14 protein-coding genes are annotated in these 14835 nt (G+C 30.4%); all 14 read right to left on the bottom strand.

Annotation, left to right across the window (positions count from 1 at the left end; genetic code table 11):
* Positions 1-2: 2 nt before the first annotated feature.
* Positions 3-323, bottom strand: coding sequence for a hypothetical protein (locus tag L1S49_RS01230; RefSeq protein ID WP_073019189.1), 321 nt, complete (start codon positions 321-323; stop codon positions 3-5).
* Positions 324-341: 18 nt separating this feature from the next.
* Positions 342-653 (bottom strand): PTS lactose/cellobiose transporter subunit IIA, encoded by a 312-nt coding sequence (locus L1S49_RS01235; RefSeq protein ID WP_073019188.1) that lies wholly within the window; start codon positions 651-653, stop codon positions 342-344.
* 230 nt (positions 654-883) lie between these two features.
* A complete protein-coding gene (locus L1S49_RS01240; protein ID WP_238902215.1) occupies positions 884-2218 on the bottom strand; it encodes a PTS transporter subunit EIIC in 1335 nt (444 codons plus the stop codon).
* A gap of 27 nt (positions 2219-2245) precedes the next feature.
* Positions 2246-2554 (bottom strand): PTS sugar transporter subunit IIB, encoded by a 309-nt coding sequence (locus L1S49_RS01245; RefSeq protein ID WP_238902216.1) that lies wholly within the window; start codon positions 2552-2554, stop codon positions 2246-2248.
* Positions 2555-2710: 156 nt separating this feature from the next.
* Positions 2711-3781 carry a MupG family TIM beta-alpha barrel fold protein gene (locus L1S49_RS01250; RefSeq protein ID WP_238902217.1) on the bottom strand — a complete coding sequence of 357 codons (1071 nt, stop codon included), beginning with the start codon at positions 3779-3781 and terminating at the stop codon, positions 2711-2713.
* A 133-nt stretch (positions 3782-3914) separates the two neighbouring features.
* Entirely contained in the window at positions 3915-5324 is a 1410-nt protein-coding gene (locus tag L1S49_RS01255; RefSeq protein ID WP_238902218.1) for a PTS transporter subunit EIIC, read from the bottom strand.
* Positions 5325-5376: 52 nt separating this feature from the next.
* Entirely contained in the window at positions 5377-6288 is a 912-nt protein-coding gene (gene murQ / locus L1S49_RS01260; RefSeq protein WP_238902219.1) for an N-acetylmuramic acid 6-phosphate etherase, read from the bottom strand.
* A gap of 161 nt (positions 6289-6449) precedes the next feature.
* Positions 6450-7286 carry a MurR/RpiR family transcriptional regulator gene (locus L1S49_RS01265; protein ID WP_021803532.1) on the bottom strand — a complete coding sequence of 279 codons (837 nt, stop codon included), beginning with the start codon at positions 7284-7286 and terminating at the stop codon, positions 6450-6452.
* A gap of 154 nt (positions 7287-7440) precedes the next feature.
* Entirely contained in the window at positions 7441-9414 is a 1974-nt protein-coding gene (gene uvrB / locus L1S49_RS01270) for an excinuclease ABC subunit UvrB (RefSeq protein ID WP_238902220.1), read from the bottom strand.
* A 175-nt stretch (positions 9415-9589) separates the two neighbouring features.
* Positions 9590-10858 (bottom strand): PDZ domain-containing protein, encoded by a 1269-nt coding sequence (locus tag L1S49_RS01275; protein ID WP_238902221.1) that lies wholly within the window; start codon positions 10856-10858, stop codon positions 9590-9592.
* A 14-nt stretch (positions 10859-10872) separates the two neighbouring features.
* Positions 10873-12129, bottom strand: coding sequence for a S41 family peptidase (locus tag L1S49_RS01280; protein ID WP_073019179.1), 1257 nt, complete (start codon positions 12127-12129; stop codon positions 10873-10875).
* A 71-nt stretch (positions 12130-12200) separates the two neighbouring features.
* Entirely contained in the window at positions 12201-13091 is an 891-nt protein-coding gene (gene ftsX / locus L1S49_RS01285) for a permease-like cell division protein FtsX (protein ID WP_238902309.1), read from the bottom strand.
* The gene (gene ftsE / locus L1S49_RS01290; RefSeq protein WP_021803535.1) at positions 13078-13767 is read right to left on the bottom strand and encodes a cell division ATP-binding protein FtsE; all 690 of its coding nucleotides are present in this window, start codon (positions 13765-13767) and stop codon (positions 13078-13080) included. Before ftsE ends, ftsX begins: the two co-directional genes overlap by 14 nt.
* 216 nt (positions 13768-13983) lie before the next feature.
* The gene (locus L1S49_RS01295) at positions 13984-14829 is read right to left on the bottom strand and encodes a YitT family protein (protein ID WP_021803536.1); all 846 of its coding nucleotides are present in this window, start codon (positions 14827-14829) and stop codon (positions 13984-13986) included.
* Between the last annotated feature and the right edge of the window lie 6 nt (positions 14830-14835).

The following is a 14835-nucleotide window of genomic DNA, read 5'->3' on the forward strand; positions in this document are numbered from 1 at the left end:
CACTATTTTTTCTTTTTATATTTAGGAATAGTATTATTATAGATTACTCCTTTTAATTCCTTCTTCTCAATCATCAATCTTGTTGTCTCAAAGAATATTATACAACTCATGCCAAATACAAATCCCGATATTTGTAATACAAATTTAGGTAAATTTTCAAATGCCACTGTAGGAATTATTATTATAAAAGGAGCTATAAAAGCAATATACCATCTATATTTCATCAAATTCCATTTTTTCACTTCAATCATGTATTTTGTGAGTTTTGCAGTTATAGCTACAAAAGCTATTAATAGTAATATATTTAAAAGAGTGTTTATCATAAAAAACACCTCCATTTTTTATTTTTTTAATTCTTTTATTTCTTTACACATTTCTATCATTTGAACTATCAAATTTTGTTCTGAGATTGCTGTCATGAGCTGATCTTGTGCATGAACCATTAACAAGCTCATTTCAACTTTTTCTCCATTTATTTCTGATTGTATAAGCTCCGTTTGAGTCTTATGAGATAACCTTAGTTCTTCTTCACTTTTTTTAATTGAATCCGCTGCCTCATCAAACCCTCCTTCTCTTGCAAATTTTAAAGCATCAAAAGCATGTCCTCTTGCGTCACCACAGTGTAATATTATTTCAAAAATTTTTTCTTCCATTATTTTTCCTCCTAATGTTATTATTTTTCTATAAAAAAATATAGCATCATCTATATAACTATATATATAGATAACTATATATAGTATTCATGCGGATTATAAGCACTTTCATATCTTTGGCTTTAAGTTTCCTAAAGAAACTACATATCAAAATATAATCTAAAAAGGGAGCAGTCGCTAATAAAATTTATCTGCTAATGCGACAACTCCATGATTATTTTATAATTTAACTATACTTGAACAGCTCCGTCAACTTGAGCATTTTCTTCTTTAATAAGTTTAGCTTCATATGATTTAAAGAATGGATAGTATATTGCAACACCTATTAATATATTTATTATTACTAGAACAGGTGCTTTCCAGTCACCACCAGTAGCTAGATATGCTCCTATAGGTGCTGGTAGAGTCCATGGAGCATTAACTACAAATCCTGATATCATTCCCGATTTAACTGCTATATAACTTAATATTGTCATTACAGTTGGTGCTAATATAAATGGTATAGCTAATATTGGATTTAAAACTAATGGTACACCAAATATCAAAGGTTCATTGATATTAAATAGTCCTGGAATTAATGAAAATCTTCCGACAGACCTTAAGTAAGTTGATTTTGAGAATATTAGAAGTAGGCACAATGATAATGTGGCTCCTGATCCCCCTATCCAAACAAACCATTGATAAAATTGTTCAGGTGCAACATACGATAGTTTATTTGATGCAACTCCATTAGATAAGTCTAACGCATTTTGCTCTAACATTATTAACCACATAGGTCTCAATATAGATCCTATTATTGATACTCCATGAACGCCTGCTGACCATAATAGAGTTATTAATATAACAGGTAGTACTACTCCAATTAAACTATTTCCAACTATATTATTTATTGGCTTAAAAACATTTATAATTGCTTGATTTAAATCAAATCTTAATACTACTCTAACTACCCAAGATACTATTATAACAACAGCTGCTGGAATCAGAGCTTCAAAACTTCTTGCAACAGATTCAGGAACTTGATCAGGCATTTTTATAGTTATCTTATGTTTCTTTAATATTCTTAATGTTTCAACTCCGAATATCATCATGATTATTCCGGTGAACATTCCTGCTGCCCCTAAATTTCCCATAGGCAATATCCATCCTGGAGCAGTTATTTTATCTGCACCTTCTACACCTGCCTTAATAGCATTGTTTATTACTCCATCAATGTTTAGTGGAACTGTCATCATTAAAAAACCTGCTAATGATAGTACTCCTCCACTCATTCCATCTAGTTTATATGATTTCGCTAAACTATAACCCATACCATATACTGCATAGATAGACATTAGTCCCATTGTTATTCTGTATGGAATCATTATATTGGCTACATGAGGTGCTACTAAAGTCTTTAATGAATCTATAGGTGGTTGAGCTACGATAATGAAAAAACATCCTACTATGATAAGTGATAAAGCTGAAATAATTCCGTCTCTTATTGCCTTTAAATACCTCTGTTCAGCAAGCCTAGCCATAGGTGGCATGAACTTTTCTTCAATCCACGTTAAAAATTTTTGCATATCTCTTCCTCCTACTTATTAAATTAATCATTTTTTATACTTTTTAATTTGTTCTAAAGTTTTTGAAGCTCCTAGTGGGGTATATCCCATTGGAATTATGAGTTCTATTGGAACATTATATTGAGATGCCTGACTTTTAAAAGTTTCAAATCTATGCTTAACTTGTGGTGCTACAATTGCTAAATCATATTCCTTTGTTGCTAGTTCATCCTCGAATTCTGAAGTTCCTACTGCATTTATTTCTAAATCAAATTTCTGCCTATCAGCTTCTGCTTTTACAGCTTTCACAACTATTGCTGATGACATTCCTCCAGAACATACCATTAATACTTTCATAAATCTTCCTCCTAAACACTTCTGAAATAAAATTTCTTGATTTGTATTATATATACGAAATAATATTTTATTTTATTACTCTTTACATCAAAAAAAGAGCTAGTATTTCTAAATACAAAGAAATACTAACTCTTTCTATATAAAATATTTTAAAAACTAAATCTTTTCTAGTAACTTAAACTTAACTTCCCCTTTGATAAAATCTATCAAGCACTTATCCTCATTTATGATTTCTCCTATAACATTAACATTTTCATTTATTACTAATGTTCTTTTTGTTATTTGGATTTCTCCCATATATCTTTTATAACCATTATTATCAATAGTTATAGAACCTCTTACTCTTTCTTTAATGTTATCTCGATCTACATTAATATCATTTATACTAGCATATCCTCTAGATTCCATTGCTCTAATTACATCCCTAGCCTCATCTGGTCTATTAGTATAAATTTTATTTAATAAATCATCATAAGACCTGATTGTATTTTCTTTATCATAATATAATATTATTGTATTAGCTTTTAAATAGCTCATTCTTTCTAATGTACTTCGTTCTGCTTCTATATCTCCAACATAAACATTATCTACATTACAATCATATAATAATTCTACAGCATTATGATAAGTGCTTCCATTTCTATGTTCTTCTAACGTTGGAAGTCCTAAATGTAAGGGTCCTCTCTTAACTTTATCTCCTTCAACATAAGCTGATACCTTCATTCCGTAATTCTTAAATAATTGATTTTTCTCAATCAAGTACTCTTTACTCAGTCCAGTTTCAGGTCTTGGATAAAAATTATGCCATGCTTCTATGTTTTGAAAATTTGCTCCTAAACTTTTTAAACTTTTAACCTGTTCTTCTGATACTGTGCTAGCATTTAAAAATATCTTAATCTTATGTGAAAGATCAGCTATCTTATTTTCACTGTATCCATAATCAACTCTTACTCCACTTAATCCAAAATTATGAATCTTATCTATTTCATTAAGACTAAGATTTAACCTTTTAAAGCTGTCTGGTCCAAAATCTCCATATACCTCCATTGAGCAGCTTTTAGCTTTATCACATATCTTTTTGAAAAGTTCAGCTTGTTTATCTTTATTATCATCCTCTGGTATATGAAGTGATGTAAATATTTTATCAAATCCATACTTTGAAGCTTCCTCTATTCTTCTATAATTCTCTTCTTCCTTCTCAGTTAAATATATTGAAATACCAAGCATATCATTTCCTCCTTTTTATCAATTAAATTTTATATTTACATGTCCTAATGTCCTAACATTCGGATATTAGGACATTAGGATATTATAATAATAGAGGATAAACTAAAAATTAAGTTTATCCTCATTTTAAAAACTAATCGTATAATCTTTCTACCATTTCTTCTTTAAAGCCCCATACATATGTTATTATAAAACCTGCAACATATGAAATTATAAGAGCCATAAAGTATGCAAAGTATTTACTTTGTGCAATAAGTGGTATTAAAGCTAATCCTGATGGACCTACAGCTATAGCACCTAAATGATATATAGCGCTCCATGCTCCACCAAAACCTGCACCTATACAAGCAGCTATAAATGGTCTTCCAAGTGGTAAAGAAACTCCATATATTAATGGTTCTCCTATACCTAAAAATCCTACTGGTAAAGCACTTGCAATTCTTTTCTTTAAATTCTTATCTTTTGTTTTTACATAAATTGCTATAGCACTTCCAACCTGTCCTGCTCCAGCCATTGCAAGAACTGGTAGCAAAGTTGTAAATCCATTTTGTTCTATTAGTTGTAAATGAACTGGAGTTAATCCTTGATGCAAACCTACTGTTACAATAGGTAAGAAGGTTGCACTTAAAATGTATCCTCCTAATGCTCCAAGTTTATATAAACAGAAATCTACTAAGAACCAAGTAATTGAATTCATCACTATTCCTGATAAAGGCATTATAATAGCAAGAGTTATAAAAGAACCTATTAATATTGTTAATAATGGCGTTACTAATAAATCTAACGAATCTGGTATAAATTTTCTTAAATAGTTTTCAATAGTAGCAAATATATATGCAGCAAGTATTACTCCAAGTACTCCTCCAAGTCCTGTTGATATTGATAAATTCATTCCTAAAATATTTAAAGTTTTTACTTGAGATAGAACTGGTGAATAAATTAATAATCCCGCTATACCTCCAAGTATTTGAGTTCCCCCAAATTCTTTTGCAGCATTTATTCCAGTGAAAACTCCTAGAGAACCAAACATTAACGAACCTATTGTTTTTAGTATAGTAAACCAAGATGCATCAATAACACCTTTATCAATGATTCCTGCTGTAGCCATGTTAGTTATTACATTGGCAATTCCTAATATAAGTCCTGCTGAAACAAATCCTGGTATTAAAGGTACAAATATATTACCAACTACTTTTAAGACTTGGTGTATTTTTTTATTTTGTTTTTTCTTATACTTTGCCTTTGTTTCTTTTGCTAGATCTTCTTTAATGTTACCCTCTTCTATTTGAGTTCCCTGTATTCCCACAAGTTTTCCAAACTCATCTGCAACTTTTTTTACTTTACCTGGTCCTATTACAACTTGAATTGTTTCATCCTCTACAACACCAAGAACTCCTTCAAGTTTCTTAAGTCCACTTATATCAACTTTTTCTACATCCTTTACCTTAACCCTTAATCGAGTCATACAGTTTGCAAAGCTGACAACATTATTACTACCACTTAACTTTTCTAATATTTGTTTTGCTAATTCTAAATTTGTCATTATTATTCCACTCCCTTCTTATATTTAAAGAGCTAATGCTCCTTTCAACAAACTAACTTTCCAAGGCTTCTATAGCTTTAGATATATATCCCTTACTTTCCTCTAATCTTTTCAGTGCTTCGTTCCTTTCCAGACAAGAAGCAATCATAAATATAGCTAATTTCACATTATATTCTGCTTTTTCTAGTGCTTCTGTAGCTTCCTCTCTAGTCACCCCAGTAGCTTCTACTACTATTCTTTTTGCTCTTTCAACAAGCTTTTCATTACTCGCTTTAACGTCAACCATTAAGTTTCCGAATACTTTACCTATTTTTATCATTACTCCTGTTGATATCATATTTAAAACTAACTTTTGTGCTGTACCAGCTTTCATTCTAGTAGATCCAGTTACTACTTCTGCACCTACTACAGGGCTTATAGCAATATCTGCTATGCTACTAATCTCTGAATCAGGATTGCAAGTTAAAGAAACAGTTGTAGCTTGTATACTTTTAGCATACTCTAATCCACCTATTACATAAGGAGTCCTTCCAGATGCAGCAATTCCTACTAAGACATCTTTATTAGAAAACTTTATATTTTTTAGGTCTTCTGCACAAAGTTCTTTTGAATCTTCCGCACCTTCTATTGCACTAAACATTGCTTCTTTACCTCCAGCAATGAGAGCTTGAACCAAACTTGAATCAACTCCATAAGTAGGGGGACACTCAGATGCATCTAATACACCTAATCTTCCTGATGTTCCTGCTCCGCAATAGATCAGTCTTCCTCCATTTTGAACTGCTTCCGCTACGGCATCTACAGCTTTAGCTATATGATGTATTTCTTTCTCAACTGCTAATGGAACACTTTTATCCTCATTATTTATTAGAGTAAGCATTTCCATGGTAGTTACTTTGTCTATATTTTTAGTGTTTTTATTTCTGCTTTCTGTTACTAGTTTATTTAAGTCAACTCTTTTCAAAATATCACCCCGCGTAAATGTTTTCACTTTCAATTATTATTATACACTTTTGAAATAATATTTCAAGTATATTTTTCATTTTATGAAATAAAATTTTATTTTATTCCTATTTTTATGAAATAAAAAGACATCTTCTAAATTTAGAAAATGTCTTTTTACTTCTATTTTAACTTTTTTACTATTTCCTTTGTTTCCATTAGCATATCCTCAATTTTATCCAAGTCTCCAATAGCTATACCTAGAAATAGTATATCTATCAGTGCCAATTGATCCAATCTAGAAGATATAGCTCCAAATCTCAGTTGTCTCTCCTCATTAGGTATATTTAAGGATATATCACTCATGCTTGAAAGCGGATTTTTGTTACAGTTAGTAATACTTATTACTTTGGCTCCTTTTTCCTTGGCCCTTATTATACCTTCATTCACTTCTCTTGTTTTCCCACTATATGATACCCCTATAGCCACATCTTTTGCCGTAATATGTACTACCGCTGAAAGTTGTAAATGACTGTCTATATTAAATATAACTCTTTTGTTTATTCTCACTAGTTTATGCATCAAATCCATTGCTACTAAAGATGATGCTCCTATCCCAAACAAATATATTGTTTCAGCTTCTCTCATTAGACTTATAGCTTCTTCTAAATCCTTAATATTTATTAGGCTATATGTCTCTTTTAGAGAAGTGACTGCTCTATTTATCACTTTTTCTGTTATATCTGATACTGAATCTTTAGGTGAAATAATAGTATCTAACTGTTCCTCTTCAGAACTAGTAGTTTTAGCTATCTCAATTTTCAATTCTCCAAATCCAGAAAATCCTAGTTTTCTAGAAAATCTTACAATTGATGCTGGAGAAGTTCCTGTTTTTTCTCCTAATTCTTGAGCAGAAAGATTAACTACCTCTTCCTGATTTTTTAATATATATTCACTTATCTTTTGTTCCGATTGTGTAAAGTCCTCTGAGTATTGTTTCATTCTAACATGAAATCCCATATAACCCTCCAAATTTTTATTGATATCTAATTAATAATTTTATCATAAATATCACCTATTGTTATATTATTTCATTTATTAATCTACTTTAATAACTATTTTTTCTATAAAATTAAAATAGGATTATTGCACTATTAAGCATAGTGCAATAATCCTATTTCTTACCTTTAAGCTTCTTTATTTTATCTCTTAATTCTGCTGCTCTTTCAAATTGTAGATTTTTAGCTGCATCTATCATTTCTTCTTCATATTTCTTTATTAATTCTGCTTTATTTTCTATACTTTCAGTAACTAACTCAGATAATCCGTATACTTCTTTATCTTCAGCAACCTTTGTAGCTTCAATAACTTCTCTTACATCTTTAATTATTGTAGTTGGAGTTATTCCATGCTCTTCATTATATTTTATCTGAATTTCTCTTCTTCTATCAGTTTCCTTTATAGCTTTATCCATAGCATTAGTTATTTTATCAGCATACATTATAACTTTTGATTCCGCGTTTCTAGCTGCTCTACCAATAGTCTGAATTAGTGACGTTTCAGAACGAAGGAATCCTTCTTTATCGGCATCCAATATAGCTACTAAAGCTACTTCAGGTATATCTAATCCTTCCCTTAATAGATTTATCCCTACAAGAACATCCTCTTCTCCTAATCTAAGATCTCTTATTATTTTCATTCTTTCAATTGTTTCTATATCTGAATGCATATAAGTTGTTTTTACTCCTAGATCTTTAAGATACTTAGTTAAATCTTCAGCCATTCTCTTTGTTAATGTAGTTACTAGAACTCTAAAACCCTTATCTACAGTATTTTTTATTTGACTGTATAAATCATCGATCTGTCCTTCTACAGGTCTAACTTCAATCACAGGATCAAGAAGTCCTGTTGGTCTAATTACCTGTTCTGCAACATTCGTAGAATTATCTATTTCGTATACTGCTGGTGTAGCTGATACAAAAACAACCTGATTTATTTTTTTCTCAAATTCTTGGAATTTCAGTGGTCTATTGTCATATGCACAAGGAAGTCTGAATCCATATTCCACCAAAGATTCTTTTCTACTTCTGTCTCCTGCATACATTGCTCTAACTTGTGGTAAAGTTACATGAGATTCATCTATAAAAAGCAGAAAATCCTCTGGGAAATAGTCAATTAAAGTTTGAGGCGAGGTTCCTGGAGCCCTTCCATCTAGAATTCTAGAGTAATTTTCTATTCCTGTACAATACCCCATCTCTCTAATCATTTCTATATCAAAATTTGTTCTTTGTTTTAATCTTTGAGCTTCTAAAAGTTTTCCTTCTGCATTTAGTTCCTTAAGTCTATCCTCCAATTCAACTTCTATGGTTGTTAAAGCTTTTTCTACAGTTTCATTAGATGCAGCAAAGTGGGATGCAGGAGTTATAGATACATGTTTTCTATCTCCAATTATCTTACCGGTCAAAACATCAAATTCTCTTATCTTTTCAATTTCATCTCCAAAAAATTCTACTCTTATTCCTTTGTTAGATGATGATGCTGGTATTATGTCTAAAGAATCTCCTCTAACTCTGAATGTACCTCTAGCGAAGTCTATATCATTTCTTTCATATTGAATTTCTATAAGTCTTCTCATTATTTCATCTCTATCTTTTTCCATACCAACTCTTAAAGATATAGTAAGTTTCTTATATTCTTCTGGGTTACCTAATCCATATATACAAGATACGGAAGCAACAATTATTACATCTCTTCGCTCTAGTAATGCTGACGTAGCTGAGTGACGTAACTTATCTATTTCGTCATTAATTGACGCATCTTTTTCTATAAAAGTATCTGTATGAGCTACATAAGCTTCCGGCTGATAATAGTCGTAATATGACACAAAGTATTCAACAATATTGTTTGGAAAAAACTCTTTAAATTCAGCACATAATTGGGCTGCAAGTGTTTTATTATGTGCAAGTATTAATGTAGGTTTCTGAACTTCTTCAATTATATTTGCCATAGTAAAAGTTTTACCGGAACCAGTTACACCTAATAAGGTTTGCCCTCTTTCACCATTTCTCAAGGAATTTACAATACTTGCTATAGCTTGAGGCTGGTCGCCTGTAGGTTTAAATTTTGATTCTATTTTAAAGTTACCCATATTTTCCTCCTACTCCTTAATAAAACTAACTTAAATTACTCATCGAACATAAGTTCCTAAATATATTCTATATTTATATTCTCTCTTAGTCAATATTTACTCATTAATTAAAAAGGTAAGCTAAACCCATAAATAAATACTTATTTTCAGATTAGCTTACATTACTTATTAGTCTTTATTCTTTATTGTTTTTCCTATTTCTAACCTTCTCTAAAACACTTCTAAAATCATTATCTAAAGGCATAGCATCTTCTTGCTTAACCATTTTAGGAACTAATACTACCCCTATTCTTCTATTTATATCTGGTTTTAATGTATAGTCACATATTATGCCATTTATATTTTTCACTTTTAATTTTACATCATTGAAGCTTTCTTTAACAATCTTATATATTTCAGCTTCATTGCTAATTATTTCTTCATTTATACCAAGTATCTTATCACCACTTTTGATACCAACATCAAATGCAGGTGATCTTGGTGCTACTTCAAGCACACATATTCCTTCTTCATCGCTGGTATATATCGGCGACTTTTTTTCTTCTATGTAGCTAGATAACCTAAGCATTGCTTCATGGGCTAGAGGCATAAATATCAAAGCAATTATACTTCCTGAAATCCCAAGGCCAGCTATCAATGCAACACCACATAATAAAATTCCATAAAGAGAAATTAATGAACCAGACAGTAATGTCTTTTCTCTTTTGGTACTGGAAAAAGTAATAGATGAATATCCTACAACTCCATAATAGGGAAATAATCCTATTATTGCTGTCTTTAAAATATCTAGTGTATAGCTGTGATTAAGTATTGGCCACCAATCAGGGGTTCCTACACTTTGTGTTCCTATATAACTTCCTGATGAATTCATTATTATTAACACAGCTATAGGCAAAGACCAGTATCTATTAAGTGCAAACCCACCTAATATCTTACCATTCTTATTAGTAAATACAGGTATCGCTCCTCTGCTTCCATCAATAATAACTAAAAACCCTTCTACTATATGAATAATTCCTACAAACATTACTAAATGTACTATATCTAGTTTTATTGGAGATTGATCTCCATATATAAACGTTAAAATTAATGTTAAGGCTCCTATTATAGCTCCACTATATGAAAAACATACGAATCTAGGTTTATATAACATCAATAACATTGATACTAAAAACAACCACTCTATCCTTGAATTTTCATTAAACATTATACCAAAGTAAGTTAATAATAAGCTTCCAATTGCACCTGCAAAAATACCTAAAACTATTTGTGACAAAGTAAGTTCTAGGGGAGAGTTAATACTCTCCCCTACTATCATTTTTTGCATAAATGATATCTTCTTATTTTTAAAATAGAACATTACCCCTAATAATATAACAACTATTATCGATGGTCCTATTATCGCAGATGCTACAGATCTTAATGTATATAAGGTTAGATCCATAGTCTTAAATCCTCCTATTTTAATTTTTCTGTTATCAACTCTAAAGCTTTAGCAAATTGAGGATCTTTACTTCTATTATATTTTGCAGTTGCCAATTCTTTTGGATACTCCACTTCATAATCAGCTTCAATTCCACTTTTATGAATATTGTTTCCATTAGGAGTATACCACTTAGAAATTGTTACCTTTAATAAAGTCCCATCGTCTAATTCTAGAGGTCTTTGAACTACACCTTTTCCGAAAGTTTTAGTTCCAACTAAATCCGCTACTTTATAATCTTTAAAAGCTCCGGATACAATTTCTGAAGCTGATGCTGTTCCATTATCTATAAGTACCACTAGAGGCGTTCCAATGAAGCTACCACCTTGTGATAAAGCATGTTCTTCTTGATTATACTTATCTTTTGTTGCTACTATTACCTTATCTTTTTGAATAAATTGAGATGCTACAGATACTGCGGTATGCATATATCCACCTGGATTTCCTCTAAGGTCTAATATTATACCTTTCATTCCTTTACCCTTTAAATTGTTTAAGGTATCTAAAAATTCTTTATCTGTATGTTCATCAAAAGAACTTATTGTAACATATCCAACTCCGTTTGATAACATCTCACCTTCAACAGATTTTACTGTTATAGTATCTCTTTTTAGTTTAATATCAAAATTGCCTTTATCTTCTCTATATAATGTTAGGGTAACGTCTGTTCCTTTTTCCCCTCTGATCATAGCCACAGCTTTGTCATACTCTTTAGATGAAACGTCTTTTCCGTCAACCTTTAATATAACATCACCTTTTAAGATACCTGCTTTTTCTGCTGGAGAACCTTCAATAGGTGTTACAACTACTATATTCTCATCCTTTATGTCAAGTTGTATCCCTACTCCTGAGAAGTTTCCTTGCATTTTACTATTAAAACTTTCAGCCTCTTCTTTTGTCATATATACTGTGTAAGGATCTCCTAATGATTCAGTCATTCCTTTAATAGCTCCATCTACTAATTTATCCTCATCGATTTCACCATCATATTTTAAATAAAGCTCATCTCTAATTGAAAATAGTTTTTTAAATTTCTCTACATTGTCTATTCCTTTAAGTGATTCACTTATTTCCCCTCTTCCCCAAGGAATTACTAGTCCATTTAATGTTAGCCTATTCCCTAAGAAAAAGAAGAAAATATTACTCCCTAGAAATAGCAAGGCAATTATTACTGCTATCAAAATCTTAGGAAATTTTGATTTTCTTTTTACTTCAACAAATTTATTATTCATATTTTGTCTTCCTTTCATACATCCTTGCTTTAAATATATTAACATATGTAGAGAATATTATACCATATTTGTTAAACTATTAAGAATTTTCTAAGAGCTATGAAACTTCCAAATGCACCAATTAATATTCCACCTATTATAAACTCTCCAAGCATCACTGTTAATACATAACTAGGAGATACCAATGTCATAGTAATAAGTTGTTTAGATATTACAGAGAATAATACACTATAAGATGAATATAGAACAATATTAGATAATACAGCACCTAATAAACCTATAATTACACCTTCTATTATAAATGGCCATCTAATAAACCAATCTGTAGCTCCAACAAACTTCATTATTCCAACTTCTCTTCTTCTTGAGAAAACTGTTAGCTTTATTGTATTTATAATTAAGAATAGCGATACTCCAACTAATATTATAAATAGTACTACGCCTACCCATCTTATAGCTTTTGTAAAAGAAGCAATTTTATTAATCAATTCTTGATCATTTTCTACGCTTTCTACTCCAGTCATATTAGATACAGAATCAGCCACTTCTTCAGCATATTCTGGTTTCTCTAGTTTTACTAAAAATGAATTGGTAAGTGGATTGTTTTTATCATCATATCCATTAAGCAAATCCTTATATTCATTTAATTGACCTTTAAATTTTTCTAAAGCTTCTGCTTTAGATTCATATACAACATCTTTAACTCCAGTTTCTTTTCTTAGTTTTATTTCAATTTCACGTTGATCCATCATTGTAACATCGTCTTTAAGTACTACCATTATCTCAACTTTAGATTCTATATCCGCTACACCTTTACCTATGTTTAATGCTGTTAACAAGAAAACTCCAAATATAAGTAATGTAACTAAAACTGTAGCCATTGATGCAATACTAATAGTTAAATTTCTTCTTATACTTTTAAATGCATCTACTATAAAATATTTTATACTACTTAATTTCATCTTCATACCTACCTTTCATGATGTCTCTTGCTATCGTACCTTTTTCTATAGCTATAACTCTCTTTTTCATGGTATCAACTATGTCTTTAGCATGCGTAGCCATTAGTATAGTAGTACCTGCTCTATTTATATCATCTAATAAATTCATTATTTCTGTAGAAGTTTCTGGATCCAAATTCCCTGTAGGTTCATCAGCAATTAATACTGATGGATTATTAACTATTGCCCTTGCCAAAGAAACCCTCTGTTGTTCTCCACCAGAAAGTTCATTTGGGAACATTTTGTATTTGTGCGATAATCCAACTAAAGATAATACCATTGGAACTCTTCTTCTTATTTCTCTTTGAGATGCTTCAACTACTCTCATTGCAAACGCAACATTTTCATATACATTTAGAGTAGGAATAAGTCTAAAGTCTTGAAAAACCATTCCAATTTTTCTTCTATAGTATGGTACTTGTGCTCTTTTAACTGCTGATAAATCAGTTCCATTAACTATTATTTTGCCATTAGTAGGATCTACTTCTTTTATAAGCATTTTTATAAATGTTGATTTACCTGCACCGGAAGGACCAACTAGGAAAACGAATTCTCCATTTTCTATTTTTATGTTAACATCTACCAAAGCTTTTACGTTATTATTATAAAGCTTACTCACATTCTTAAATTCGATCATATAAACACCTCTCAATTTTTTCATCAAAATAGTTAGCCAGTTTTGTCATATATGGTTTTATTATAGCATACAAAAAATTTATTATGAAATCCAATTTTTAAAAGTTTTTTAATAATTTCTATTTTTCTGTAGAATTATATCAATATATTTAATAATTTAAAGAAAAAAAGAAGAACTTAGATACAAATCATAAATTCTTCTTTTTATATAAATCATCTACTCAGGTAGTATGTTAAATCCCTCTCCTAAAACCTCTCTTACGTCATTAACTGTAATAAATGCTCTTCTATCAATTTCTTTAATTTTACCCTTTAGTTTAATAAAATCTCTTCTATTTAAAACTGTATATATTATTTTGGTTTCTTCCTTAGAATAACCTCCAGTACCATTAATTACCGTACACCCTCTATCTACTTCATTAATAATATAATTAACAATTTCTTCACCTTTTGAGGTTATTATCATTACCTGCTTACATATATTAAACCCTTCTATAAATTTGTCCACTAAATTCCCTACCATAAATACACTTATTAAACCAAACATACCTAGGTCTATACCAAATATATATATTGCAAGTAACGTTACTATAAAATCTGAAATTAGAAGACACTTACCTATATCTAAATGAATGTATTTATTTAATATTTTAGCTATAATAGCGGTTCCACCTGTAGAAGAGTTTTGAGAAAACACTATGGCAATCCCTATTGAGCTTATTACACTTCCTATCACAGTAGCAAGTACTAAATTTTCTGTAATTGCTACCGGATTCAAAAATTTTTCAACTACCCAAAGTGATGCCGAAAGCCCAAATGCCGCATATAAACTCTTGGTGCCAAAGCTTCCTCCTATTAATAAAAATGCTAAAGAGAATAAAATAATATTTGCTCCAATCATTATAATCCCTGTAGAAATACCAAAAATCCTGTTAACTACTAGTGCTAATCCTGATATTCCACCTGCTGCAATTTCATTCGGATAAAAGAAATACTCCAACGCAACAGCTAATAATAATACTCCCAGTGTTATTAAGAAGTATTCCTTTATATATTTTTTCATCTTTTG

The sequence above is a fragment of the Clostridium sp. YIM B02506 genome (assembly GCF_022324845.1).
In the GTDB taxonomy this organism is placed as follows: Bacteria; Bacillota; Clostridia; order Clostridiales; family Clostridiaceae; genus Clostridium_T; species Clostridium_T intestinale.